This is a genomic window from Mediterraneibacter flintii, from assembly GCF_055387595.1.
The window spans coordinates 1,496,663-1,520,978 of record NZ_AP031405.1 but is presented as its reverse complement, the minus strand read 5'-3'; the positions used below and the strand labels follow the sequence as shown (position 1 = coordinate 1,520,978).

At 42.0% G+C, this 24,316-nt stretch carries 22 protein-coding genes, 1 other RNA gene and 1 other annotated feature; of the genes, 4 read left to right on the top strand and 19 right to left on the bottom strand.

What is annotated here, in order from left to right; all coding sequences use genetic code 11:
• Positions 1–74: 74 nt before the first annotated feature.
• A complete protein-coding gene (locus ACZ5C4_RS07200; RefSeq protein ID WP_464520395.1) occupies positions 75–1,469 on the bottom strand; it encodes an MATE family efflux transporter in 1,395 nt (464 codons plus the stop codon).
• A complete protein-coding gene (locus ACZ5C4_RS07195) occupies positions 1,466–1,915 on the bottom strand; it encodes a MarR family winged helix-turn-helix transcriptional regulator (RefSeq protein WP_464520394.1) in 450 nt (149 codons plus the stop codon). The genes ACZ5C4_RS07200 and ACZ5C4_RS07195 overlap by 4 nt, the downstream gene beginning before the upstream one ends.
• Before the next feature lie 307 nt (positions 1,916–2,222).
• Between ACZ5C4_RS07195 and ACZ5C4_RS07190 the strand changes: the two genes are divergently transcribed.
• Entirely contained in the window at positions 2,223–2,870 is a 648-nt protein-coding gene (locus ACZ5C4_RS07190) for a metal-dependent transcriptional regulator (RefSeq protein ID WP_464520393.1), read from the top strand.
• 33 nt (positions 2,871–2,903) lie between these two features.
• Here the strand turns inward: ACZ5C4_RS07190 and lpdD are convergent, their stop codons facing one another.
• The 10 genes from lpdD to ACZ5C4_RS07140 are packed head-to-tail and all read right to left on the bottom strand — an operon-like array spanning position 2,904 to position 11,683.
• Positions 2,904–3,281 (bottom strand): prenylated flavin chaperone LpdD, encoded by a 378-nt coding sequence (gene lpdD, locus ACZ5C4_RS07185; RefSeq protein WP_464520392.1) that lies wholly within the window; start codon positions 3,279–3,281, stop codon positions 2,904–2,906.
• A complete protein-coding gene (locus ACZ5C4_RS07180) occupies positions 3,275–3,844 on the bottom strand; it encodes a UbiX family flavin prenyltransferase (protein ID WP_464520391.1) in 570 nt (189 codons plus the stop codon). The genes lpdD and ACZ5C4_RS07180 overlap by 7 nt, the downstream gene beginning before the upstream one ends.
• 23 nt (positions 3,845–3,867) lie before the next feature.
• Positions 3,868–5,328 carry a UbiD family decarboxylase gene (locus ACZ5C4_RS07175; protein WP_464520390.1) on the bottom strand — a complete coding sequence of 487 codons (1,461 nt, stop codon included), beginning with the start codon at positions 5,326–5,328 and terminating at the stop codon, positions 3,868–3,870.
• Between the two features lie 55 nt (positions 5,329–5,383).
• Positions 5,384–6,286 (bottom strand): phosphate acyltransferase, encoded by a 903-nt coding sequence (locus ACZ5C4_RS07170; protein ID WP_464520389.1) that lies wholly within the window; start codon positions 6,284–6,286, stop codon positions 5,384–5,386.
• Positions 6,287–6,312: 26 nt separating this feature from the next.
• Complete coding sequence (gene buk, locus ACZ5C4_RS07165) at positions 6,313–7,377, bottom strand: butyrate kinase (protein ID WP_464520388.1); 1,065 nt, start codon at positions 7,375–7,377, stop codon at positions 6,313–6,315.
• Positions 7,378–7,391: 14 nt separating this feature from the next.
• Positions 7,392–8,783 (bottom strand): SLC13 family permease, encoded by a 1,392-nt coding sequence (locus tag ACZ5C4_RS07160; RefSeq protein WP_464520387.1) that lies wholly within the window; start codon positions 8,781–8,783, stop codon positions 7,392–7,394.
• Between the two features lie 22 nt (positions 8,784–8,805).
• A complete protein-coding gene (locus ACZ5C4_RS07155) occupies positions 8,806–9,678 on the bottom strand; it encodes a thiamine pyrophosphate-dependent enzyme (protein WP_464520386.1) in 873 nt (290 codons plus the stop codon).
• The gene (gene porA / locus ACZ5C4_RS07150) at positions 9,665–10,876 is read right to left on the bottom strand and encodes a pyruvate ferredoxin oxidoreductase (protein ID WP_464520385.1); all 1,212 of its coding nucleotides are present in this window, start codon (positions 10,874–10,876) and stop codon (positions 9,665–9,667) included. Before porA ends, ACZ5C4_RS07155 begins: the two co-directional genes overlap by 14 nt.
• Positions 10,876–11,073, bottom strand: a complete 198-nt coding sequence (locus ACZ5C4_RS07145; RefSeq protein WP_464520384.1) for a 4Fe-4S binding protein — start codon at positions 11,071–11,073, stop codon at positions 10,876–10,878. Before ACZ5C4_RS07145 ends, porA begins: the two co-directional genes overlap by 1 nt.
• A 58-nt stretch (positions 11,074–11,131) precedes the next feature.
• A complete protein-coding gene (locus ACZ5C4_RS07140) occupies positions 11,132–11,683 on the bottom strand; it encodes a 2-oxoacid:acceptor oxidoreductase family protein (protein WP_186875043.1) in 552 nt (183 codons plus the stop codon).
• 243 nt (positions 11,684–11,926) lie between these two features.
• Between ACZ5C4_RS07140 and ACZ5C4_RS07135 the strand changes: the two genes are divergently transcribed.
• Positions 11,927–12,712, top strand: a complete 786-nt coding sequence (locus tag ACZ5C4_RS07135) for an IclR family transcriptional regulator (RefSeq protein WP_464520383.1) — start codon at positions 11,927–11,929, stop codon at positions 12,710–12,712.
• A 150-nt stretch (positions 12,713–12,862) separates the two neighbouring features.
• Entirely contained in the window at positions 12,863–14,617 is a 1,755-nt protein-coding gene (locus ACZ5C4_RS07130) for an IS1182 family transposase (protein WP_464522314.1), read from the top strand.
• Between the two features lie 210 nt (positions 14,618–14,827).
• On the opposite strand, the gene queA is transcribed toward ACZ5C4_RS07130, so the two are convergent.
• The 5 genes from queA to ssrS form a co-directional block, all read right to left on the bottom strand.
• Positions 14,828–15,853 carry a tRNA preQ1(34) S-adenosylmethionine ribosyltransferase-isomerase QueA gene (gene queA, locus ACZ5C4_RS07125; protein WP_464520382.1) on the bottom strand — a complete coding sequence of 342 codons (1,026 nt, stop codon included), beginning with the start codon at positions 15,851–15,853 and terminating at the stop codon, positions 14,828–14,830.
• A 20-nt stretch (positions 15,854–15,873) separates the two neighbouring features.
• Positions 15,874–18,294 (bottom strand): phenylalanine--tRNA ligase subunit beta, encoded by a 2,421-nt coding sequence (gene pheT / locus ACZ5C4_RS07120; RefSeq protein ID WP_464520381.1) that lies wholly within the window; start codon positions 18,292–18,294, stop codon positions 15,874–15,876.
• A 27-nt stretch (positions 18,295–18,321) separates the two neighbouring features.
• Positions 18,322–19,341, bottom strand: a complete 1,020-nt coding sequence (gene pheS, locus ACZ5C4_RS07115) for a phenylalanine--tRNA ligase subunit alpha (protein WP_464520380.1) — start codon at positions 19,339–19,341, stop codon at positions 18,322–18,324.
• A 97-nt stretch (positions 19,342–19,438) separates the two neighbouring features.
• Positions 19,439–19,668 (bottom strand) — a binding site (T-box leader).
• Positions 19,669–19,929: 261 nt separating this feature from the next.
• Positions 19,930–20,778, bottom strand: a complete 849-nt coding sequence (locus ACZ5C4_RS07110; protein ID WP_464520379.1) for a YihY/virulence factor BrkB family protein — start codon at positions 20,776–20,778, stop codon at positions 19,930–19,932.
• Positions 20,779–20,900: 122 nt separating this feature from the next.
• A non-coding RNA gene (gene ssrS, locus ACZ5C4_RS07105) (6S RNA) lies at positions 20,901–21,079 on the bottom strand.
• Positions 21,080–21,235: 156 nt separating this feature from the next.
• Between ssrS and ACZ5C4_RS07100 the strand changes: the two genes are divergently transcribed.
• Positions 21,236–22,018: a 4Fe-4S binding protein gene (locus tag ACZ5C4_RS07100; RefSeq protein ID WP_464520378.1), complete on the top strand. Its 783-nt coding sequence runs from the start codon at positions 21,236–21,238 to the stop codon at positions 22,016–22,018.
• A gap of 195 nt (positions 22,019–22,213) precedes the next feature.
• Here ACZ5C4_RS07100 and pckA read toward each other — a convergent pair whose 3' ends face one another.
• Positions 22,214–23,818 carry a phosphoenolpyruvate carboxykinase (ATP) gene (gene pckA / locus ACZ5C4_RS07095; RefSeq protein WP_464520377.1) on the bottom strand — a complete coding sequence of 535 codons (1,605 nt, stop codon included), beginning with the start codon at positions 23,816–23,818 and terminating at the stop codon, positions 22,214–22,216.
• 150 nt (positions 23,819–23,968) lie between these two features.
• On the bottom strand, positions 23,969–24,313 hold the full coding sequence (locus ACZ5C4_RS07090) for a hypothetical protein (RefSeq protein ID WP_464520376.1): 345 nt from the start codon (positions 24,311–24,313) through the stop codon (positions 23,969–23,971).
• Between the last annotated feature and the right edge of the window lie 3 nt (positions 24,314–24,316).

The following is a 24,316-nucleotide window of genomic DNA, read 5'->3' as shown; positions in this document are numbered from 1 at the left end:
GCGAACAGTATTAGCTAACACCGTTTACAATATATCATTTTAAGTTACTTTTGTCAAGATTCTCTTTTTCCAAACTATCTTTTTTCATTTATTCTTTCATTTCCATTTTCCGCTATTGCTGCCAGCGCCTTTTTGAACTGCACCGTAAAGAGTATTGCAGTGAAAGTAACGGCAATCGCGTCTGCCACAGGCTCTGCCATATATACGGCAAATGTCTGGTTAGACCTCCACAGAGCAGGCATAATGTAGATCAGAGGGATCAACAGGACAAATTTTCTCATAACTGCCACCAAAATAGATTCTTTCGCCTTTCCAAGTGAATTAAAGGTCATCTGGCATGCCATCTGAATTCCAAACATAAACATCACAGCCATATAAATTCGAAGCGCAGTCTTTGTAAATTCCATCAACTCTGCATCTGATGTAAACATCGCTGCAAATCCCTGTGGAAATAGCATTACGCTCAACCACAGAACCCCTGCATAACACAGACTGACCTTTAAAAGCAGCCAGAACGCCGCCTTCACTCTCCCTGTATTGCGGGCCCCGTAATTATAACTGATGATTGGCTGCGCGCCCTGTCCTAATCCCTGCAAGGGCAGCATGGCAAACTGCATTACACTGGTTAGGATCGTCATCGCTCCAACAGCAATGTCTCCCCCATATTTCAGCAAAGATGAATTAAAGCAGACAGAAATAATACTCTCACTTGCCTGCATAATAAACGTAGAAATACCCAGGGCAAGACAAGGCAGAATTACTTTACTTTTTAACCTTAAATTTTCTTTCTTTATTTTCAAAAATGTCTTCTCTCCAAACAGGAAATGCAGTACCCATATACAGGAAAGTGCCTGCGACAAAATGGTAGCCAGTGCAGCTCCGCGCACTCCCATATTGAAAACAAAGATAAATACAGGGTCTAAAATAATATTTGCAACCGCACCGATAAGAACAGAAAGCATTCCTGTTTTTGCAAATCCCTGCGCAGTAATAAACGCATTCATCCCAAGTGTAAGCTGTACAAAAATTGTGCCGAGGGCATAGATATTCATATAACTGACTGCATACTCGATCGTATTTTCACTGGCTCCAAATGCCATCAAAAATTCACGGTTCCACAGAAACAAAATGATGGTCAGAAGAATGGAAATCATAACTTGGAGGCTAAAGCAATTTCCCAATATATGCTCTGCTTCCTTTGGTTCTTTCTTTCCCATAAAAATCGAAGCCCTCGGAGAACCGCCATATCCGACTAGAGAGGCAAAAGCAGCCACAATCATAATCAACGGCATGCATACGCCCACCCCTGTCAGTGCCATTGCCCCAATGTCAGGAATATGTCCGATATATATACGGTCCACAATATTGTATAGCATATTGATCAGCTGTGCTGCAACAGTGGGAAAGGCAAGCTTAAAAAGCAGCTTTCCTACCGGTTCCTTTTCCAGAAAATCTTTTTCTTTATTCATCTGTCTGTGCTCCCTTCTATTGCTTCCTGTACATTTTGTGAAATTCTGCTGTTATACTGAAAATACATTGCCTTTTCTTCTGCTGTAAATCCCTTAAATACTGTATGCCAGTATTTTTCCTGTACGCTTTCTATGCTTTCCATAACCGGCTCGCATTTTTTCAGTATTTTCAGATGTATCTTCCGCCTGTCCTTCTCATCCTGCTGCCGCCTAAGCAGCCCTTTCTGAATCAAAGACTCCACAGCCTTAGAAACACAGCCCTTTGACAACATGCGGAATTCCACAATATCCACTGCCGTATCTTTCCCAGGATTATGCTGTAGGAAACTGATAATGTCTGTCTCTATTGTAGTAAGTCCATAATGGAGAGCGACGCTCTTTAACATTTCTTCATACAGCTTCATAATTTTTCGTATCCGAACCCAATATTCTGTATTTATATACATTTTGCCCCTCCTTTTCGTTTATCAAAAAACGGTTTATATAAAAATGGTTTCTTAATAAACTTTTTTACCCGATACTTATTATACGCTTGTTTCTTATTTTGTCAACTCTATATTTCCAATTGCATACTTTTATATTTTCGTATATAATAAACTTAATATTAGGTATACCTAAATTCGAATCAAAAAGGAGTGTCAGGTTGAAGGCAAAAAAAGTACTAAAGCAGAAAAAACCAATACTTATCGCTATACTGCTCGTTTTGGTTTTTTGTATCATCTATTCTTTTATGTAACAGGAGGAGGCTCTACTATGACAGGAGGCAGAGAAGACTATTTAAAAGCATTATATTATTTGGGAGAAAAGCAAGACAGAGTAACAAACAAAGAGCTTGCACAGACACTCCACGTGTCCTCTCCCTCTGTCAGTGAAATGGTCAATCGACTCTATAAAGAGGGGTATATTGACTATATCGCCTACAAAGGAAGCCGTCTCACGCCGTCTGGTATGGAGCTTGCACTTTCTGTTACCCGTTCCCACCGGCTGTGGGAGGTATTTCTGACGGAATATCTTCACTATACCTGGAGTGAAGCACATGAAGAAGCACATCTTCTGGAACACTGTACTTCAAAAAGACTTGCCTGCCGCCTGGATGCATATTTGCAGCATCCTGTTTTCTGCCCTCATGGCTCCTTCATTCCTCCTGCAGACGGCGTTCCCACAGTACGCCGCCTTCGCCCCTTAAGCAGTCTTACAGAAGGAGAGACCTCCCATATCCGCAAAATAACGGAGGAAACAGAGCTGATGGATTATCTTCAGGAGGAAGGAATTTATATCGGCATGAAAATCACACTAGAAAAAAGCGGTAAATATGAAGGTCCCCTTCTGCTTAAAACAGCTAAAAGGAGCATATTACTGAGCTATAAAGCTGCTGCAAAAATCTTTGTCGATCTGCCTTAGAATTTTGAGGATACAGTTGTAGAGGCCGCCGCACTATGTATTTAGTGCGGCAGCCCCTTCTGCTAGTATTCTGTCTATTAATTTTTCACATTTTTCCTGAACAATATCAATCTGCTCCGATGTAATATTATCTATATGGATTCCACAGGAACAAACAACTGTACAATTCTTCTCTTTCGCCAGTCTTTCCGCAAACCTTCGGGCCACAATCTCCTCCTTATGCCCCACACTGGAAATCACAGAAGATGTCACACCAATACCAGTTCCACTTAAACTGGGTCTGGCAGTTGTCATCACTACACAGCCTACATGTGGCTGTTCACCGCCATATAACGCTATCGTATAGTCTTTTCCCATTTGAATTACATCACATTGAATTTCATAGCCGTGAAACAATTTTTCTTTTAACATTCTTCCACCCCTGTCCATGAGATAAATTTATCATGCACAATCCCAAATTGCATTAATACTTTTCCCACAATATGATGAATCATATCCTCAATGGTCTGTGGATGATTATAAAATGTCAATACCGGCGGCACAATCACGCAGCCTAGCTCCGCCGCCTCCTTTAAGTTTCTAATATGCACTTTCCCCAGCGGCATTTCTCTTGGAACCAACACTACCTTGCGTCCTTCTTTCATACACACATCCGCTGCGCGCACAATCAGATTTTCTGCGTATCCTGTGGCAATTCCAGCCAATGTTTTCATACTGCATGGCATGATAATCATTCCATCTGTCATAACAGAACCACTGGACACAGATGCCGCCAGATTATACGCATCATGGACATGGTCTGCCAGTTTCAGAAGTTCTTCCATTGGAATCTGACTTTCCATTTCCCATGTTACTTTTGCGCTCTCACTTAAGATTAAATCCACTTCACAATCTGAAATATTTTTTAACGCTTTTACCAGATAGTAACTCATCTCCACACCTGTAGCTCCCGTAACCCCAACAATGATACGCATATCTTTTCACCTCTGACTTTTTACTATACCCATTTTTCCGCATCTACTTCCATGAAATTTGCTCTGCGGAAACGCTGCTTCTGGTCAAATGGCACTGTACAATCAAAGATTGTTTTACATGCAATTCCATGATCTCTGATTCCCGGTGAACAGGTCGGGTCATTGGACGGGTCTAATGGGTGACAACGCACTCCCGGAATTGTAATAATATCTGCATCTCCCTGGAATCTTGTATTCATCGCCCAAAGTACATCATTCATATCAAAGCAATCTACATCTTCGTCTACCAGGAAGATGTGCTTCAACTCACCAAATGCAGCAAACGCCAGAAGCGCAGCCTGGCGCTGACGTCCCTCATCGCTTGGCACCGTCTTTTTAAACTGCAGCACTGCCATATATTTTCCACCGCCGGAAGAACAACAGTACACATTCTGTAGTTTCCCCGGCATCGCTTTTTCTACCATTCCGTAAATACTCGCTTCTGTCGGAATACCTGCCATAGATACATGTTCTTCGCTTGGTCCGATACAGGTCTGCATAATCGGATTCTTCCGATGCGTCACTGCCTTTACCTTAATCATCCAGCACTGGTTGCTTGCAGGCCCCGTATAGCCCGGAAACTCCGGCATAGCATACCCGCTGTGACTGTTCTGGTCTTCCTGTACTCTCACATTCGGAACAACCTCTCCTTCAATGACATACTCCGCATTGGCAATGGCATTTTGTTTTACTGTCAGACACGGGCATAATTTTACAGCTTCTCCCCGGAGCGCTCCGGCAATTGCCAGCTCATCATAACCCAGCGGTGTAGACGGCGGCTCAAAACAAGAGCCAATCTCGATAGCAGGGTCTACTCCGATACTGATGGAAATCGGGAGAGGCTCGCCTCTTTTTTCCGCGCACTCTGCCATCGCGCCGATATGTCTTGCTCCCGGAACAAAATAAATAGAAATCTCATCTTTGCTCTGAAGACACATTCTATGAATCGTCACATCACTCTTTCCGGTTTCCGGATGTGTCGCATAGCACATTCCCATTGTAATATACGGGCCGGCATCATCCGGTGTATTGGTAGGCGCAGGAATGATTTTACGAATATCAAACGCTTCCTCTGTCGCCAAGTGTACTACTTCCTGGCATTTTGCTTTTTCTTCTGACACTACTGGTGAGATTGGATTTTCCAGGCTCTTATGAAGAAGCTTTCCAAGATCTTCTGCAGGACAATCTAACAGCGCCGCCACACGTTTTCTGCTTGCCAGCACGCCAATTGCAACCTTTGCATCCGGATGTCCCTTTACATTGTTAAAAATCATGGCCGGGCCTTCTTTCGTCGGACGCATAACAGTTCCACCTGCCCCAACGTACCGATATACACCTGCCAGCTCCGCTTCCGGATTCACCTCTGCATCCGTCTCAATCAACTGACCGTCTAACTCCTTTAGAAGCTCTAACGCACTTCTCAAATCGTCTATTTTTTTACTCATATCTTGCTTTTCCTTTCTATCACATAAAGGAGAGGCTCCTGCCTCCCCTTTCTTGCTATACACATTGCATAATAGCAGTCAAAATAGAATAATATTTGTCTTCCGGTGAATCTGTTCTGCTTGTCATGACAACCGGAACTGTTGTACCACATAATGTACCGGAGGAAACAATATTTGCAAAATAGTGAATGGATTTTGTAAATATATTTCCGGCACATAAGTCCGGCATAAGAAGGATATCCGGCTTTCCGGCAACAGGACTTTTAATTCCTTTGCAAAGCGCAGCTTCTTCTGAAATTGCATTATCCAGTCCAAATGGCCCGTCTACGATACATCCTTTAATCTGTCCGCGGTCTGCCGCTTTACTCAGCATTGCCGCATCCACTGTAGACTGCATCTTTGGATTCACTGTCTCAAGCGCTGAAACAACCGCTACTTTGGGGCATTCAATATGAATATCTCCTGCCAACTTCACAGCATTTCTGATAAGCTTTACTTTATCATTATAATCCGGTGTCACATTTACCGCACAGTCTGTCACAATCATCATACGATCCTGAAATTCCATAACAGTCGCCTGACTTAACAGCGCTCCGTCCGGAACAAAACCATAACGCTCTTTGTCGAGAATACAGCGCATAAATGTTGCTGTCTGCATAAGTCCTTTCATAGGCATATCCGCTTCGCCATCTTTTACCATCTGGCACGCCAGCATACCCGCTTTTCTTTCATCCCGTTCTTCGATGATTTCATAAGCTTCCGGATTCTCTCCCATGCTCTTTAAAAGCTCTTTGATTTTCTCTGGAACACCGATTAACACCGGCTCAATTACCCCTCTTTTTGCTGCCATTACAACTGCAGAAAGTGTATCTTCATCCTGAGCGTTAGCAAGCGCCAGTCTCTTTTTAATATTTTTTTCTAAAATATATTCTTCAATTTCTTTAAAACTGTGAAACATATTTCTCTCCTATCTGTTTGTCTTTCTTATTTTAACTCTTTAATTTCCGTTTGTCCATTCAATGCTGCCAGTGTATTTAAGCCTAATGACTGCATCTCATATTCGCCCGGATATACTGCGATAGGCGCAATATATTTTACATATTCAGAAATCATGCCTACAATCCACTTGGAATGCGCCATACCGCCCGTAAATAAGATAGCGTCTACATCCCCTTTTAATACAGTTGCATCTGCGCCGATTTCTTTTGCCACCTGATAGCACATTGCCTCCATGACTTCTTTACATTTTTCATCTCCTGCCAAAGCACGCTCTTCTATAATCTTAGCGTCATTTTCTCCCAGATATCCCATAAGTCCGGAATTTCCGTTAATTAGCTTACGCATCTGCGCATATGTGTACTCTCCGGAATAGCACAGTTTAATCAACTCGCCGATTGGAACTGTACAGCAGCGGTTCGCTGAAAATGGTCCGTCGCCGTCCAATGCATTATTGGCATCTACAAGTTTGCCTTTTTTATGTACGGATACACTGATTCCTCCTCCCATATGCACTCCTACCAGGTTCAAATCTTCGTATTTTTCCCCCATGTCTTTTGCATACTGCATACCTACTGCACGGTGATTTAATACATGGAAACTGCTTCTTCTCTCGATAGATGGAATCCCTGAATATCGCGCCAGCTTCTCAAACTCATCTGTAGTCGGAGGGTCTACAGTAAATGCCTGTACTCCTCTTTTTGCAAACTCATTTGCAATGCGAAGCCCCAAATCTGTTGGATGATTTCCATATTTCTCACTTCCGGACTGCTCCAGCATTTTCTCATTAATACGGTATACGCCGCCTACAATTGGTTCTGTATGTCCGCCTCTTGTCGCCACTGCATCCAGGTCTTCAATTTTAATATGTTTCTTAGCCAGATATGTTTCAATCTGCTCCGTACGATAATCTAACTGATCCCAGATACTGTTAAACTCTTTTATGACAGACGCTTCGTGTTTAATATTATCTTTAAAAACACACGTTTCATCTTCATAATACGCAATTTTTGTAGATGTAGAGCCTAAATTAATCGCTACAATTTTCTTCATTTATATGCCTCCTGTTAAATAATTCCCACCATCTTTCCAAGTAATACAAATATTGCACAGACCGGAATCCATATGAGGGAAATGATGATGCCCGGCTTTGCCATTTCGCCTAATTTCCAGTATCCATACCCATAGGTCGTAAGCGGAATCGGGTCAAGAGGAATGATAAATACTGCGGATGCTGTAAATCCTAGTGGAAGTACCAGATAAAGTGGGTTTACTCCCATGGATGTCGCCAGCACCGTTACAATCGGTACGCAGACAGACAATACTGCGTTTGCAACCGGTACAAGTAAGTGACTGAAAATTCCAAAAGCGGTAACAGCCATAATTAATACAAATAAAGATACGCCTGCCATAGAGCCAAGGATGCTATTGGAAATCCACTCTGCCGTTCCCTGCGTACTTAAAATCATTGCCAGAGCATTTGCAGAACCCATTAATAAAACAGAGTCCCAACTGATAGATTCTTTGGCGGTATTCCAATCCATGAGATCCACGCCCGGGAGGAAGAATACGCATACAGCTAACAGAGAGGCAAACGCTGTCTCAATGCCTGTCATAGACTGTGTAAACCACATAACCATAACAATGATAAAAATAACTAAAAATTTCTTTTCATTTTTGCTCATTGGTCCTAATTCTTTTCTCTTTGACTTAATATCATCCAGACCTTTTACCGTATCAATTTCCGGTTTGAATACAAGAATGATGACAAACCATGCAATTAATACAAGAATAATTGCCATTGGGAATCCAATTGCTGTCCACTGCATAAATGTAATATTTTTGCCCGCTACATTGTTCAGCAGATTGATCGTTAAAATGTTCAGCCCACTTCCTGCAGGTGTTCCAATTCCACCTAACGCCGCGGATATTGGAATACCAATCATTACCGCTTTACCATAACGGCTTTTTCCAGGCTCGCATCCGCTTTCTTTCAGTAATGGAAGCGCGATACCCGCCAGAATAATTGCTGTCGGAATATCTACCAGAACAGAAGAAATCAGACATCCACACAACATAAGGCTTAAAAGTACTCTGCTGCTTTTAGCGCCAAAAAGTGGTGTGATATACAGAGAAATTCGATAGCCCAATCCACTGCTAATAAATACTTTTGCAATCACTAACGCTGCCATTACAAAGAACATCGTAGCAATGCCAAAGTTACTTAATACGGCTGTAGTTTCTTCAATCTTTAAAAGTCCCGGTAAAAACAGCAGGAAACAGGAAGAAATTCCAATTGGAATAAATTCTGTTACCCATGTGTATACACAGCAAACCATAAGCAGTAACGCTTTCCAGCCATTTTCAGAAAGTCCCTCTGGAGGAGCAACATTAGAAAGTGCCAGATAAAACAAAATTGCTATGAATAACTCAATATATATTTTTGTTGATTTTTTCATACCCTTCTCTCTCCTTCCTCTGCTAAATTGAAGCGAGCTTTTCTAGATATTCGTAACGAGAAATTAAATGCTCTTTTATCTCTTCTTTTTTCGCATCGTCAATTCCTTTAAATCTCTTCTGCATAGAAAAATACTTATCTACATCCCCCAAGTTCTTCGGTTTTTTACCAAGTTTTACTTTTCCGCCCTCATACTCTAATAAAACCCAGGCTCCGCTGTTCATTGCCTCTCTGGCAACCTCTACCGTTTTCTCCATCTTATATCCCCATCCTGTCGGACATGGACTCATAATGTGAAGAACGCGACATCCTTTTACAGATTTTGCTTTTTCCAGTTTCTTTCTCAAATCCGGAATATTTGCAACAGATGCTGTAGCGGCATAAGGTACATGGTGCGCCATTACAATCTGGATTAAATCTTTATTATTCACCAGCTTTCCGGCAGGGGTAGTTGTTGTTTCTGCTGCCATAGGAGTAGAACTGCTTCCCTGTATTCCTGTGTTCATATATGCTTCATTGTCGTAGCATATGTATAAGATGTTATCATTTCTTTCCATAGCGCCACTCAATGACTGCAGTCCGATGTCTACCGTACCTCCGTCACCCGCGATTGCCACTACCTGTGTATGGTCATTTCCCTGATGCTTATAACCTGCGGCAATCCCTGCTGCGATTGCCGCTGAGTTCTCTAAGTTACCTTGAATTCCTGGAACTGTCACTGCAGATTCCGGCCCACATCCTGAAAACTGTGCCGCACATCCTGGCGGAATTACAAGAACAGTATCCTCTCCCATAACATCCAGAAGATTTCTAAAAATCACATCAATCATACATCCCTGACATGTATTGATTCCTGGAGACACCAAGCTCTTTGGCTGAACTTTATACGTTAACATTGGTTTCCACCTCCCTCATATCCATAGCATCTGGTCTTACATCAAACCATGTTGTAACTGCGTCTGCTTTTCCGGCATGAATATCTAGTAACTCGCCGAAAATCTTTCTGAATGAGCCGTCAGAAATGTCACGTCCGGCAATTCCGCCAACATAGCCAAATACTTTATTATCCATACCGCTAAGAGCAGCTTTTACTTCACTACATACTGGCCCCTGTGCAGCTCCTAATCCGCTGGAACGGTCTACAACTCCGATAATCGGAATGTTCTTTAACGCTTCTTTTACTTCTTCTGCAGGAAATGGGCGGAACATACAAATTCTGAGAAGTCCTGCTTTAATTCCCTGTTCACGAAGCTGGTTTACAACATATTTTCCGGTTCCTGACATAGACCCCATTGTCACAACTGCTACTTCTGCATCTTCAAGACAATATGTTTCTACCGCCTGAAGCTTTCTTCCAAAACGTTCTTCATACTCAGCAAAAACTTCCTTTGCCACTTTCGCCGCCTCATCAAAGCCTACTTTCTGCTGATATTTCATCTCCGTATGCTCTACGGTCGGACATAAGTCGTTGATAAACATAACATCCTTTGTATCCAGATACATATTTTTACGCACATATGGTTTTACGAAATCCCACGCCTCTTCATCAGAAGGTGTGTCAACTCTCTGCATAGAGTGAGATAAATAGAAACCGTCAAAACAGACCATGGACGGAGTCATTACATTTTCATGCTCACTGATTCGATATGCGCATAACTGCAAATCTAAAATCTCCTGAACTGTGGAACAGTAAAACTGAAGCCATCCTGTGTCTCTTTCTGCCATTGTGTCAGAATGGTCACACCATAAAGACCATGGAGCAACAAGAGAACGGTTTACTACAGGCATTACAATCGGAACTCTGCACCCTGCCGCCACACCGCACACCTCGTGCATCAATGCAAGCCCTACAGATGCCGTCGCTGTTGCAACTCTTACACCCGTGAGCTGTGCGCCAATTGCCATAGACATTGCGGAATGTTCAGATTCCACACGAATATATTCTGCATCGATTTTCCCTTCCGCCACTTTATCTGCCAAATGCTCTGCAATGGAACTCTGTGGTGTAATTGGATACGCTGCGATTACGCCTGGTCTGGCAAGTCGGATCGCTTCTACCGCAGCCCCATTTCCGTCAAACATTTTTATTGCCATTATTTCTCACTCCCTTCCGGTATCATTTCCAATGCTTTCTTCGGACATTCATTTGCGCAAATTCCGCATCCTTTACAATAATCCCAATCAAACTCCAGTATTTTCTTCTCTTTGTCAACTGTAATACAGGCCGTTGGACAATATCTTTCGCAAATTCCACATCTAATACATGTCTCGTTATCTACCTTTGGTCTCATAAGTCTCCAGCTTCCAGTGTTTGAAGCCGCGAAAATATGAGAACAAGGGCCCAGAACTCTACGCTTCCCAGGTGTGTTCGTATGCATATCTTGCTGCATTGCCATTCTTTTCACCAACCTTTCCAAAACTTTCTGTTACTGCTTTTTCGATTGCTTCGATTTTTACAACTCCGCTTTTCGCCAACGCCCCGAGCATTGCACTGTTCGGAATATTTAATCCGATATTTTTTAATGCCGCTTCTGTCGCATTACATGCATAGACCTTTTTAAGTCCGTACTCTTTTTTATATCTGTCTACAATCTCCTGATTAGATGCATTGATAACCATAATGGTATCTTCTGTGCACCCCTCTCCCACATTGACTCCCATGTCAATCAGATTCTCATCAAAAACAACAATAATATCCGGTTCATACACATAACAATTAAGAAGTACTGGCTTATCATCTACGATGATATGCGCAAAAACCGGAGCACCCCGACGCTCATGTCCATAGGCAGGAACTGTGATTGCATACTCACTCTGGTGGAGCGATACGGCAATAGAAAGGATCTTTGCCGCTGTAACAGCTCCCTGCCCTCCTATTCCGTAAAATTTAATTTTTTGCATTTTTCTACCTCCTTTTATTTCTCTATACGAACTATTTAATTCTTATAAAGAATTATTAAGTGTATTATACTTGGTAAACTCAATTTTGTCATTAGCCGTAGTTACCAAATATTCACAACTGTTTTTAGTGAATTTTACTTTTCTTTATGCGAATTGCACTATTTTTTACGCCACTTCACATAGCGAAGTAAATATGTTATTCTAAATATAGGATTTCGTTTTAAAAAAAATAGGAGGATTTTTATGTCAGAAAAAAATGATAAATATATTTTGCAATCTGTATCAAATTCATTAGATATTTTAGATCTTCTTGCTGAAAACAAAAATTTAAGCGTTCCGGAAATATCAGAATTGTCCGGTTTCGGAAAAAGCTCTGTATTCCGTATTCTCGCCACATTAGAAGATAAGAATTATGTTAAAAAATCAGAGGATGCAAGATATTCTCTGGATATTAAGCTTGCCTATTTAGGACAGGCTGCAATGGATCAGGACAACCTTATTAAATACTGCCATCCATATCTCGAAACATTATCTGCAAAATCCGGCGAGACTTCACACCTTACAATTTCTTACCGCACATTTTTCATTCGTTTCATCGATAAAGTGGTAAGTAATGCTACGATTCATATGGATTCACATACTGGATTTATCCGACATTCTCACTATACTGCGGGCGGAAAAATCCTGCTTGCATATAGCTCCGATTTAACACAGGAGAACTATATCCAAAATGTTTCTTTTGATGCTATGACCAAAAAAAGTATTCTCTCCGGAGAGGCTCTTATGAAGGAACTGAAAAAAATAAAAAAACAGGGATATGCCATTGATGATGAAGAAAGTGAATATGGATTGTTTTGCATCGCTGCACCGATTTTTGATTTTAGCGGACAGGCAATTGCCGCTGTAAGTATCTCCGGTCCAACTGCAAGAATGTTAGAAAATATGGAACGGAATATTATGCTTGTGTCAGAAACCGGAAAAACAATCACAGACATGTTATGTTCTGCCATTTTTCCCGATGGAAAATAACTTTTAAGGGGCTATCGGTTAATAGATAGCGATGAATAGGGAAGGCAGTGACTTGTCCGAGTCACTGCCTTCCCTAAAATTATCCCTATAAAAGAGAAAAAGATGGCTAACGATAACCATCTTCTCTCCGTTACATGTTATAATGTAACTATGCAAAAACAAGATTATTATAACGAATTTTTTGAATTAGGGCAACAGAAAATGAACTTTAAATTTTATGAATTGAGTTTACCTGACGACGATCCGGTCTTTACCCTAAAAAAAGTAATGGAGGAAATGGATTTTACTGCTTTATTAGCGCAGTATTCAGATAAGGGGAAACGCGGGTTTAACCCAATCATGAAATATGGAGTTCTCACATATGCAAACATGCGGGGGATTCGTGAGATTGACCGCATCGTTGAACTATGTCAAAGAGACCTGGCATTCATCTGGCTGACGCAGGACGAACAGCCAAAACGGGATGCCTTTTATGATTTCATAAATAAAAAGCTGACAGCTGAAATCCTGGATGACCTGAATTATCAATTACTACGACGTTTAAAAAAGGAAGGCCTGATTACGTTAGAATCTCTCTTTATCGACGGAACAAAGATAGAAGCAAATGCAAACCGTTACACTTTTGTGTGGCGAGGAACGCTCAACTATCATCTGGCAGGACTGCTGGAGAGTATTGACTCTCTTTACACAAAGTACAATGTACTATTAGAAGAAAGCGGATATGGCAGAAAATACAAATTAGGAAATGCGCAGATGTTCATTATCGAAGGCATGGACAAAGTGCGTGAAGTAATCGAAAAGAATCGCAGGCGAAAACTTACAAAACATAAAAAACTGTCAAACAATCGTATTCTTGAAATAGACAACTGTTCCCCACTGGACTTGTTAAAATTGCAAAAGAACTTATCGGCGATCGCAGAGGGAGAAGGGATTGCGTTCGTTTATGGAAAAGGCAGGAAAAAGTCCAGGATTCAGCAGCTTTACGAAGAATTAGAAACCTGTGGTAAAAAACTTATGGCATATAAAGAGAGTTTTGAGATTATGGGGAACGACCGTAACAGCTATTCGAAAACAGATTTAGAAGCAACTTTCATGCGAATGAAAGAGGATCACATGATGAATGGCCAGTTAAAACCAGCCTACAATGTTCAGATTGCTGTGGAGAATTACTTTATCATTCATGGTTATGTAAGTAATGACAGAACCGATTACAATCCCCTGATTCCCGTTGTCCAAAAACATATCTATGCATTTGGTGAAACAGTAAAGGAAGTCACTGCAGATAGTGGCTATTGCAGCGAGAAAAACTTACTGTTTCTAAAAGAACACAACATCGAAAGCTATATCAAGCTGCAGGAGCATGAACAAAGAAAGACCCGTGCCTATAAGGAAAACATAGGAAAATACCATAACATGACAATGCAGATATTTGAAGATGAGCATTACTATATCTGTCATGACGGAAGAGAATTAAGACATATCCGCACAGAAGAAAAAGACATGGGCGGCTATACACAGACTCTTGAAGTGTACGGATGTGCCGATTGTAGTGACTGCGAATACAAAGCAAAATGCCTTTACAAATATAACCCGGAAAAAGATGCCGATAAAAATAAGGTTATGAAGATAAATGAACGTTGGGAAGAATTAAAAGAACACTCTCATGCAAATATCCAGAGTGAGAAAGGGATTCTAAATCGTCAGATACGTTCGATTCAAACGGAAGGACACTTTGGAGACATCAAGGAAAATGATGGCTTTCGACGATTCCATCATCGTTCAGCAGAAAAAGTGTATAAAGAGTTTATGCTCTATGCGATTGGTAGAAATATGAATAAATACCATCGATTCCAATGCAATAAGCTCAAGAAATTTGAAGGGAAAAAGGAAGAAAACGCAGCATAATGAAAAGCGCGACAATTCGATAGACACCCTTTATTTTGTGCGTTCAAAAATACTTATGAATCTTAGAAATAGAGATACCCCGCAAAATATGCCAGTGCCGTAAGGCACGCATTCCTGCGGGATACCTCTATTTCTTTTTATAATCGGTCGAAATCGGCATTAACCGATTTCCCCTTAAATCGTTGAATAAAATAATAGTATATCATTTTTCTATTGAATAAACATTGCATCTCCAAAGCTAAAAAAGCGATACTTTTCTTTTACTGCTTCTTCATATGCCGCCAGTACATGTTCTTTTCCGGCAAGCGCTGAAACAAGCATAATCAGTGTAGATTCCGGCAGATGAAAATTGGTAATCAGACAGTCTAGCACTTTAAACCGGTAGCCTGGATAGATAAAAATATCTGTCCAGCCGCTGCATGCCTTCATATATCCATTTTCGTCCGCCGCAGATTCGATTGTCCTGCAGCTTGTCGTGCCGACACAGATAACGCGCCCTCCCCGTTCTTTTGTCCGGTTGATTTTTTCTGCCGCCTCGCTGTCAATCATATAGAATTCTGCATGCATATGATGCTTTTCCACATCCTCTACTTTTACCGGACGGAAAGTGCCCAGTCCCACATGCAAGGTCACTCTTGCAATCTCAATCCCCTTTTCTTCTATTTCTTTCAGAAGCTCTGGAGTAAAATGCAATCCTGCGGTGGGGGCCGCCGCTGAACCTTCATGGGAAGCATAGACGGTATTGTAGCGTTCCTTCTCTTTTAGCTGGTGTGTGATATACGGCGGAAGAGGCATCTGCCCTAACTGATCCAATATTTCCTCAAAAATTCCATCGTATTCAAAATGAATCCGCCTGTTTCCTTCGTCCACTATCTCCATCACTTCTCCGGTAAGCAGTCCATCCCCAAAACTGATTTTTGTTCCTGGCTTTGCTTTCCTTCCTGGTTTTACAAGCGTTTCCCATATATCCTTTTCCACTCGTTTTAAAAGAAGCACTTCTATTTTTGCCCCTGTTTCCTCTTTCACGCCGATCAACCGCGCCGGAATCACCTTCGTGTCATTGATTACAAGGCAGTCTTCGGGACGCAGAAAATTTACAAGCTCTTTAAATACGCGATGCTGCGTTTTTCCAGACTCCTTGTCCAATACAAGAAGCCTGGAGCTGGAACGATCTGCAAGAGGATCCTGCGCGATCAGCTCCTGGGGCAGTTCATAATAAAAATCACTTGTTTTCATCCTGGTTCTCCTCTGTTTTCCTACTGTCTCAATTCAATTCCCAGGTTTTCCAGTGACTCCAAAATCCGCTTCATAGCAGCAGAAACTTCTGTATCCTCCAGTGTCTTATCCTTGGCTCGGAATACAATGGAATATGCCACAGACTTAAATCCTTCTTGAATCTGGGAACCCTCATATAAGTCAAACAAAGAATAGCTCTCCAGATATTCCCCGCCTTGTCGGGCAATTACTTCTTCAATCTGCCCCACTAGCACCTGTTTTGGAACAACCATACTGATGTCCCTGGTAACTGCCGGATATTTTGCAATTCCTGTATATTTTCTGTCAAATGTCGCATAGTGCAGAACCTCTGGCATATCGATCACCGCTATATAAGCGCGCTCCCCGATTCCATAGGCGTCCAGCACATCTGGATGTACCTCGCCCAGGTATCCGACCGCCTTCCCTTCATAGCGTATTTCCGCCTGGCGTCCTGGATGAAGATATGGCTTCCCAGCGTCCGGACAATAGGTTTCTTTCTTCTTCATGCCGATTTTTTCAAAGAATTCTTCGATTACACCTTTCATGCTGAAAAAGTCTCCATCTCCATACATTCCAAGTGTAAACTGCATTCTTTCCTCCGGCAATTCTGTTATGGGAAGTTGCTTTGGAAGATAGATATTCCCTAATTCATAGAGACGGACATTTTTGTTTCTGCGATTATAATTTGTAGCAAGGGAAGTCAACATTCCGTTTAAAGAGGTTGTCCGCATCACACTATAGTCCTCTCCCAATGGATTCATAATATCCACTGTTTTCCGAAGCGTTGAGTCCTCTGGAAGCAGCAGCTTGTCAAATACCTTCGGGCTCTCGAAAGAATAGGTCATACCCTGGCTAAATCCACAAAATTCAGCAATATCCCTCGCAGTCTGTTCTATGCGCAGTTTAAAGGACAATTTTCCCGTCGTAGCTTCTCCCTTCGGCAGCGTCGTCGGAATATTGTCATACCCATAGAATCTGGCCACCTCCTCTGCCAAATCGGCAAGTCTGAATATGTCATGCCTGAATGTCGGTGCAATTATTTCTTTTGTCTGTGCATCATATACAAGTCCGACTTTTTCCAAATATGCCAGCATTTCCTTCTCCGTAATATCTGTCCCCAGCATAGCGTTGATTTTTTCCGCATCAAAGGGAACTCTGACCGGCTCTTTTTTCTTCCCGTATATATCGACTGTACCGCCGACTACTTCTCCGGCGCCCATTTCTTCCACCAGCTGACATGCACGATCGATTGCTGCTTTCGCATTATTCGGATCCAGCCCTTTTTCAAATTTTCCTGACGCATCTGTACGCAGTCCCACGCGCTTGCTTGATTTTCTGATATTTACCCCGTCAAAGCACGCCGCTTCAAACAGCATCGTCTGTACATTGTCTGTAATCATGGAATTTTCTCCTCCCATAATTCCGGCAATTCCGATCGCTTTTTCACCGTCACAGATCATCAGGACATTTTCATCCATTGTACGCTCCTGCCCGTCCAGCGTCGTAAACTTCTCTCCGTTCTCGGCTGTCTTTACTATAATCTGATGTCCTGCGATCGTATCCAGATCATAGGCATGCATCGGCTGTCCATATTCCTCCATTACATAATTCGTAATATCAACCAGATTGTTGATCGGACGGATTCCGACAGAGGCAAGTCTCCTCTGCATCCATTTCGGAGAAGGTCCGATTTTAATATTTTTTACCACTCTCGCACAGTAGCGCGGACATAATTCTGTATTCCCGACAGTCACCTTGATGTAATCATTTACGTCTTCTGCGTTTCCTGTCTCTTCTACAACTGGAGGTACAAACTCCTTGCGGAAGGTCGCTGCCGCTTCCCGCGCAATTCCAATAACACTAAAGCAGTCTACACGATTTGATGTAACCTCATACTCAAATATAACGTCATTCAACCCCAGCGCTTCAATCGCATTTGCCCCTACTTCTACATCCTCTGGGAAAATATAGATACCGTATTCCGGAGCTTCCGGATACATTTCTCTTGTTGAACCCAGCTCTTCAATAGAGCACATCATACCGCAGCTCTCCACACCGCGCAGTTTTCCTTTTGTGATTTTTATACCGCCTGCAACTTTTTGTCCCGGCTCATGTCCTCCGGCAACCCGTCCTCCATCCAATACAACCGGAACCTTGTCGCCTTCCTTTACATTCGGCGCTCCTGTGACAATCTGCACCGTCTCTGCTCCGATGTTGACTTGACAGATAATCAGTTTATCTGCATCCGGATGCTTCTCAATTTTTTCAATCTGTCCGATGATAATCTTGTCCAAATCTGCATCCAGTTTTTCATATCCTTCTACTTTTGTTCCCGAAAGTGTCATCGCATCTGTATATTCCTGCGCGGTCACATCCAAATCCGGAACATATGCTTTTATCCATGATAATGAAGTATTCATAATTTACACCCTTTCCTTTCCCTGATACTAGAACTGTTTCAAAAATCTGATGTCATTTTCATACAACAGTCGCATATCATCAATTTCATATTTTAGAAGCGCAATTCTCTCCAGACCAACACCAAAGGCAAAGCCATTGTATTCCTCCGGATCGATTCCGCACATCTCTAAAACATGTGGATGCACCATTCCGCAGCCCAGAATTTCAATCCAGCCGGAGCCTTTACAGAAACGGCAGCCTTTTCCTCCACATTTAAAGCAGCTTACATCCACCTCTGCACTTGGCTCCGTAAACGGGAAATGATGCGGCCTGAATTTTGTCTTTGTCTCCGGCCCAAACAATTCTTTCGCAAAAACCTCCAGAGTCCCTTTTAAATCCGCAAAGGAAATATTCTTGTCAATTACAAGCCCTTCTATCTGGTGGAAGGACGGGGAGTGTGTTGCGTCCACCTCGTCAGAACGGAATACTCTTCCCGGAGCAATCATACGAATCGGAAGTTTTCCCTTTTCCATCACACGCGCCTGAACCGGTGAAGTCTGGGTGCGCAGGACAATGTCCTTATTGATGTAGAACGTATCCTGTTCATCCTTTGCCGGATGATCCGCCGGAATATTTAATTTTTCAAAGTTATACAGATCGTACTCTACTTCCGGCCCTTCTACCACTTCATATCCCATACCGATGAAGATACGCTCCACTTCCTCCAAGGCAATCGTATTCGGATGTCTGTGCCCGACACTGTTTTTCTTAGATGGCAGTGTAACGTCAATTACTTCTGCTTTCAGCCTTGCCTCACGAATCACTCTTTCCATTTTTGTCTTTGAATCTTCTAAAAGCTTCTCTATCTGCGCTCTCGTCTCATTGACAAGCTGCCCCACCTTCGGCCTGTCCTGCGGTGCAACGTCTTTCATTCCTTTTAGAACCGCCGTCAGTTCTCCTTTCTTTCCTAAAAATTTCACACGCACATCATTTAATTTTTCCGGTGCGTTTGCCGCCTGAATCTGAGCAATTGCTTCTGCTTTTATCTGCTCTAATTTTTCCTTCATTTTTCTTCTCCTTTCTGAACAAAGTGGACATCTCCCAGAGGGTTTTATTGTATAGGAAACAAAGTTTCCTATACAATAAAAAAGACTCCGTTCCCTGCAAAGGGACGAAGTCTGAAATCGCGGTACCACCCTGTTTCCCGCTGTAAACCAGCGGACACTCAAATTTGTGTAACGTACAACATACGGCACTATCTACTTAAATTCTCTTCAAAAGTGCAGCTTCCGTGGGAAATTCGATTGCCATCTGAACTAAAGAAAACTTACAGCCGGTGATTTTCTCTCTCTGATAGAAAATGGGTCTCTACTTTACACGTTCATCGCTTTTTTCTGATTTTATCCGCCATATCCTGACGGAATTACTCTTTCATTTTATCATACGTTTTTTGTTTGTCAAGAAATTTATCTCTATCCGCTTTTCTTTTTCGTAACAATTCAGCCATACAGTGTGCGGGAAGCATAAAACATGCTTGCATGTTTTTGCGAGCGTACATCTGTATGAGCTTAAGCGCCCATTAATGAGTAAAACGGTGGCGGCAGCCACGATAAGCACGCCGTGCGGTTTTACGAATGGCGCGGGCGGAACTGTTACTATTTTTCTTTTTTCGTTGTAAACCCTTCCAAAAGGGCATTTACTTCTCCGCCCAAAAGAATAATGTACATGCAGACATACAGCCAGAGCATAATTAATATAATCGTCGTAAGACTCCCATACATACTTGAAAATCCAGTAAATACATCCAGATAGACAGAAAAGAAAAAAGAAATCAGCAGCCATCCTGATGCAGTAAATAAAGCGCCCGGCAGTTGTCTCTTCAATGTAGTTTTCGCCATATTTTTCCGGTTGGGAAGAAACTTATAAACCAGATCCCAGAATACAGTCAGCACTACCAGCGTCACTACCGTCCGGATTCTGATTATAAAGTCTACAACCTTACTCAAAAACGGAACATGTTCATATACCATCATACTAATACTATTTCCAAATACAGACAATACAAGCGAAAGTATAATCGCCAATATAAATATCACTGTATAAAAGGACGCCCTGATACGCAAATATAAGTAATTCCGCGTTTCTGTGTTATCATATATACAGTTCAGACCTGATGTCACAGACAAAACGCCCTTGCCTGCCGACCAGAGAGCGACCAAAATCGTAATCGGAATGATACTTCCAGAACGTGTATAGACCTCCAGAACGATAGAACGGATCAGCTCTTCTACCGATGACGGGAACACCTGAAGCACCGCTGTCATCACATCCTCCATTGTCACAGAGGTGAATTGTACCATTGTTAAGAGCAGAATGATAATTGGTATCAGTGACAGCACAAAAAAATATGCCGCCTGTGCTGCATATGCCCCCGTATGATGCGATGATATAGTTTCCAAAACCGTCTCTATATTCTTTCTTATATTCTTGCTTTTCCCCGACATCTATAAACTCCTGACTTTTCACCAGTTTTCCAAATCATACCATACTTCCCCGACTTAAGCAACCGCAGCGGGTTTTCATCAAACAAAAAGCGGCTGCACGAAACAGCCGCCTTTCTCTTTAGTAGTTCCCCAAAATGCCGGTCCTGTATTTTGACTCCTAGCCACAGCTAGGTGGGCAACCGCATCTGTTTTTTTGTCTTCCACTGCGAACGGAGGCCTGACATATTACAGAAATATAGGAATCCCGTTTCAAGTAAATGTAGGTTCAAAATTACAGGGTTGTCGTACATTTCAGGTTATGTTCTTAACTCTAGAAGTATTATACCCCATTTATCTCAAATTTACAACCAATTTTCCCATATCGACAGCGTGCATTCTATTCCATAATATGATATAGTTACCATATTGCCAATATATTTTTGGCAGTATTATTTCATCAGATAAGGAGTTTTGCTTTATGAAAATGAACGAATTAAAACTTGTCTATTTCAGCCCTACAGGAACCACCAGAAAGGTCATTATGGAAGTTGCAAAAAATATTGACCTGAAATCTGTATCTTTTGACTTTTCTGTACATAAAGAAAAAAGGCCTGCCCTTACATTTATGCCAAACGACTTTGTACTCTTTGGAATTCCTGTATATGCCGGAAGGGTTCCCCGTACCTTCATAGAATATCTCGAACAAATTCATGGGAATGACACCCCCGCCGCACTTATCGCAACCTACGGGTGTCGGGAATATGAGGATGCCCTTCTCGAATTAAAAACAGAAGTAGAAAACAGAGGCTTCAAGGTGATCGGCGCCGGCGCCTTCCCAACGGAACACTCTATTGTACGTTCTATCGGGCTTGGACGTCCGAACAAAGAAGATTTAAAAGGCATCTCTGATTTCGGTATCCAGTTAAACCGGAGGTTAAAGGCAGAACAACCCTTCAGCAGCTATGACATACATGTCCCTGGTAATCATCCATACCGAAAATACGGAACTGCAGGCCTATATCCTAAAGTAGATGTAAATCTTTGTACAGAATGTAGTTCCTGCGCAAAAGTCTGTCCCTCCGGCGCCATCTCTCTGGCAGATCCTAAAAAGACCGACAAGAAAAAATGCATCAGTTGTCAGAAATGTGTGCGCATCTGCCGGCAGAAAGCAAGAAGCGTCAGTACAATGAAGCTGAATATGCTTACAAAGAAGCTTACAAAAGTCTGTCAGAGTGACAAAGCAGCCGATATTTTTCTGTAAATACTCTCTTTGACGGGCAACGGACAGCTCACAGCAATGCTGTTCGCTGTCCGTTGCCCGTCAAATGATCGTCCTATTGTGCGAGCAAGCTCGCCCACTCGTCCGGTCACTTTCCGGGCGTATCACGCAAAAAAAGTATCCCATTGTCCAGAAGAACTTTGGGATACTTTTTCCTTTTCTTAAGAAATCTTTTTATTATTTCTGTGGCCCTGCTGCAACCAATGCTTTTCCGATTTCGTTTCCTTCGTATTTTGCGAAATTCTTAACAAATCTAGCTGCAAGGTCTTTCGCTTTTTCTTCCCACTCAGAAGCATCTGCATACGTATCACGTGGATCCAGGATCTTCGGATCTACGCCTGGCAGCTCTGTCGGAACCTCAAAGTTGAAGAATGGGATCTTCTTTGTCGGCGCGCTCAAGATAGAACCGTCTAAAATTGCATCAATGATACCGCGCGTATCTTTGATGGAAATACGTTTTCCGCTTCCGTTCCATCCTGTATTTACCAGATATGCTTTCGCTCCGCTTTCTTTCATTCTCTTAACGAGCTCCTCCGCATATTTTGTCGGATGCAACTCCAAAAATGCCTGTCCAAAGCATGCAGAGAAGGTAGGAGTAGGCTCTGTAATTCCGCGCTCTGTACCCGCAAGCTTTGCTGTAAATCCTGACAGGAAATAGTATTCTGTCTGCTCCGGAGTCAAAACAGATACCGGAGGAAGTACGCCAAATGCGTCTGCTGACAGGAAGATTACATTCTTTGCCGCTGGGGCAGAAGAAACTGGACGTACGATTTTTTCAATATGATCGATCGGATAAGATACACGCGTATTCTCTGTCACGCTCTTATCTGTAAAGTCGATTTTTCCGTCTTTGTCCAATGTAACATTCTCTAAAAGAGCATTGCGTTTAATTGCATTGTAAATGTCTGGTTCGGATTCTTTATCCAGGTCAATTACTTTTGCATAGCATCCGCCTTCGAAGTTAAATACGCCATTGTCATCCCAGCCATGCTCGTCGTCTCCAATCAGAAGGCGCTTCGGATCTGTGGAAAGCGTTGTTTTTCCTGTTCCGGAAAGTCCGAAGAAAATCGCTGTATTTTCTCCGTTCATATCTGTATTTGCAGAACAATGCATAGAAGCAATACCTTTCAGCGGCAAATAGTAGTTCATCATAGAGAACATACCCTTTTTCATCTCTCCGCCGTACCATGTATTGACGATAACCTGCTCGCGGCTTGTAATGTTGAACATTACCGCTGTTTCAGAGTTTAATCCAAGCTCTTTATAGTTTTCCACTTTTGCCTTAGACGCATTGTAAACAACAAAATCCGGCTTGAATTCCTTTAATTCTTCCTCTGTCGGGCAGATAAACATGTTTTTAACAAAATGTGCCTGCCATGCAACTTCCATAATAAAACGAATCGCCATACGTGTATCCTTGTTTGCACCGCAGAACGCATCTACTACAAAAAGTCTCTTTCCTGAAAGCTCTTTCTGTGCGATTTCTTTTACTGTATTCCATGCTTCCTCTGTAGCAGGATGATTATCATTCTTATATTCGTCGGAAGTCCACCAGACAGTATCCTTGGAGTTCTCATCCATTACAATATATTTATCTTTCGGAGAACGGCCTGTATAGATACCAGTCATAACATTGACTGCGCCAAGCTCACTTTCCTGTCCCTTGTCATACCCTTCCAGACTGGGGTTTGTCTCTTCCTCAAACAGCATCTCATAAGAAGGATTGTAAACAATTTCTGTGGTTCCTGTAATACCATACTGACTTAAATCAATATTTGCCATCTTGCACTCAACCTCTTTCTTTCTATAGTATAGAGTTGTCAAATACAGTAAAACAATATTTGACATTTATATTTTCCCCAGTCATTCAACAGGGGAGCACAAAAATTTCGTGCCAGAATACATTATACACAATATATTGTTAAAAATCAATCAAAAATACTTATTTTTCAATTTTGTTGTGTATACCATAAACCATACAAGCATAATAAGAAAGACTACCATTCCAATCACATCAATCAGCATAATCGGCTGCACAAAATAATGGAACATGTCAATCGCGCCGTATAAGGTCGCAACAATACTGAATACCAGCACTGCGGGAACCGCCTTTTGCATGTAGGCTTCTTTGTCTTTACACATCTGCTCTGTATAATCTTTTCCCAGCAGAAGTGTCGCATTGATATGTCCGTCTCTTCTCATCTGAATATAAGCGTAAAAACCATAAATCCCACATCCAAAGACTATCACACTGATAATTCCAAAAAAATCATCCATCTT

Coding starts and splice junctions, on each gene's coding strand:
- ACZ5C4_RS07200 (WP_464520395.1), bottom strand. CDS start 1,469: ATGAATAAAGAAAAAGATTTTCTGGAAAAGGAACCGGTAGGAAAGCTG.
- ACZ5C4_RS07195 (WP_464520394.1), bottom strand. CDS start 1,915: ATGTATATAAATACAGAATATTGGGTTCGGATACGAAAAATTATGAAG.
- ACZ5C4_RS07190 (WP_464520393.1), top strand. CDS start 2,223: ATGACAGGAGGCAGAGAAGACTATTTAAAAGCATTATATTATTTGGGA.
- lpdD (WP_464520392.1), bottom strand. CDS start 3,281: ATGTTAAAAGAAAAATTGTTTCACGGCTATGAAATTCAATGTGATGTA.
- ACZ5C4_RS07180 (WP_464520391.1), bottom strand. CDS start 3,844: ATGCGTATCATTGTTGGGGTTACGGGAGCTACAGGTGTGGAGATGAGT.
- ACZ5C4_RS07175 (WP_464520390.1), bottom strand. CDS start 5,328: ATGAGTAAAAAAATAGACGATTTGAGAAGTGCGTTAGAGCTTCTAAAG.
- ACZ5C4_RS07170 (WP_464520389.1), bottom strand. CDS start 6,286: ATGTTTCACAGTTTTAAAGAAATTGAAGAATATATTTTAGAAAAAAAT.
- buk (WP_464520388.1), bottom strand. CDS start 7,377: ATGAAGAAAATTGTAGCGATTAATTTAGGCTCTACATCTACAAAAATT.
- ACZ5C4_RS07160 (WP_464520387.1), bottom strand. CDS start 8,783: ATGAAAAAATCAACAAAAATATATATTGAGTTATTCATAGCAATTTTG.
- ACZ5C4_RS07155 (WP_464520386.1), bottom strand. CDS start 9,678: ATGTTAACGTATAAAGTTCAGCCAAAGAGCTTGGTGTCTCCAGGAATC.
- porA (WP_464520385.1), bottom strand. CDS start 10,876: ATGGCAATAAAAATGTTTGACGGAAATGGGGCTGCGGTAGAAGCGATC.
- ACZ5C4_RS07145 (WP_464520384.1), bottom strand. CDS start 11,073: ATGAGACCAAAGGTAGATAACGAGACATGTATTAGATGTGGAATTTGC.
- ACZ5C4_RS07140 (WP_186875043.1), bottom strand. CDS start 11,683: ATGCAAAAAATTAAATTTTACGGAATAGGAGGGCAGGGAGCTGTTACA.
- ACZ5C4_RS07135 (WP_464520383.1), top strand. CDS start 11,927: ATGTCAGAAAAAAATGATAAATATATTTTGCAATCTGTATCAAATTCA.
- ACZ5C4_RS07130 (WP_464522314.1), top strand. CDS start 12,863: ATGCAAAAACAAGATTATTATAACGAATTTTTTGAATTAGGGCAACAG.
- queA (WP_464520382.1), bottom strand. CDS start 15,853: ATGAAAACAAGTGATTTTTATTATGAACTGCCCCAGGAGCTGATCGCG.
- pheT (WP_464520381.1), bottom strand. CDS start 18,294: ATGAATACTTCATTATCATGGATAAAAGCATATGTTCCGGATTTGGAT.
- pheS (WP_464520380.1), bottom strand. CDS start 19,341: ATGAAGGAAAAATTAGAGCAGATAAAAGCAGAAGCAATTGCTCAGATT.
- ACZ5C4_RS07110 (WP_464520379.1), bottom strand. CDS start 20,778: ATGTCGGGGAAAAGCAAGAATATAAGAAAGAATATAGAGACGGTTTTG.
- ACZ5C4_RS07100 (WP_464520378.1), top strand. CDS start 21,236: ATGAAAATGAACGAATTAAAACTTGTCTATTTCAGCCCTACAGGAACC.
- pckA (WP_464520377.1), bottom strand. CDS start 23,818: ATGGCAAATATTGATTTAAGTCAGTATGGTATTACAGGAACCACAGAA.
- ACZ5C4_RS07090 (WP_464520376.1), bottom strand. CDS start 24,313: ATGGATGATTTTTTTGGAATTATCAGTGTGATAGTCTTTGGATGTGGG.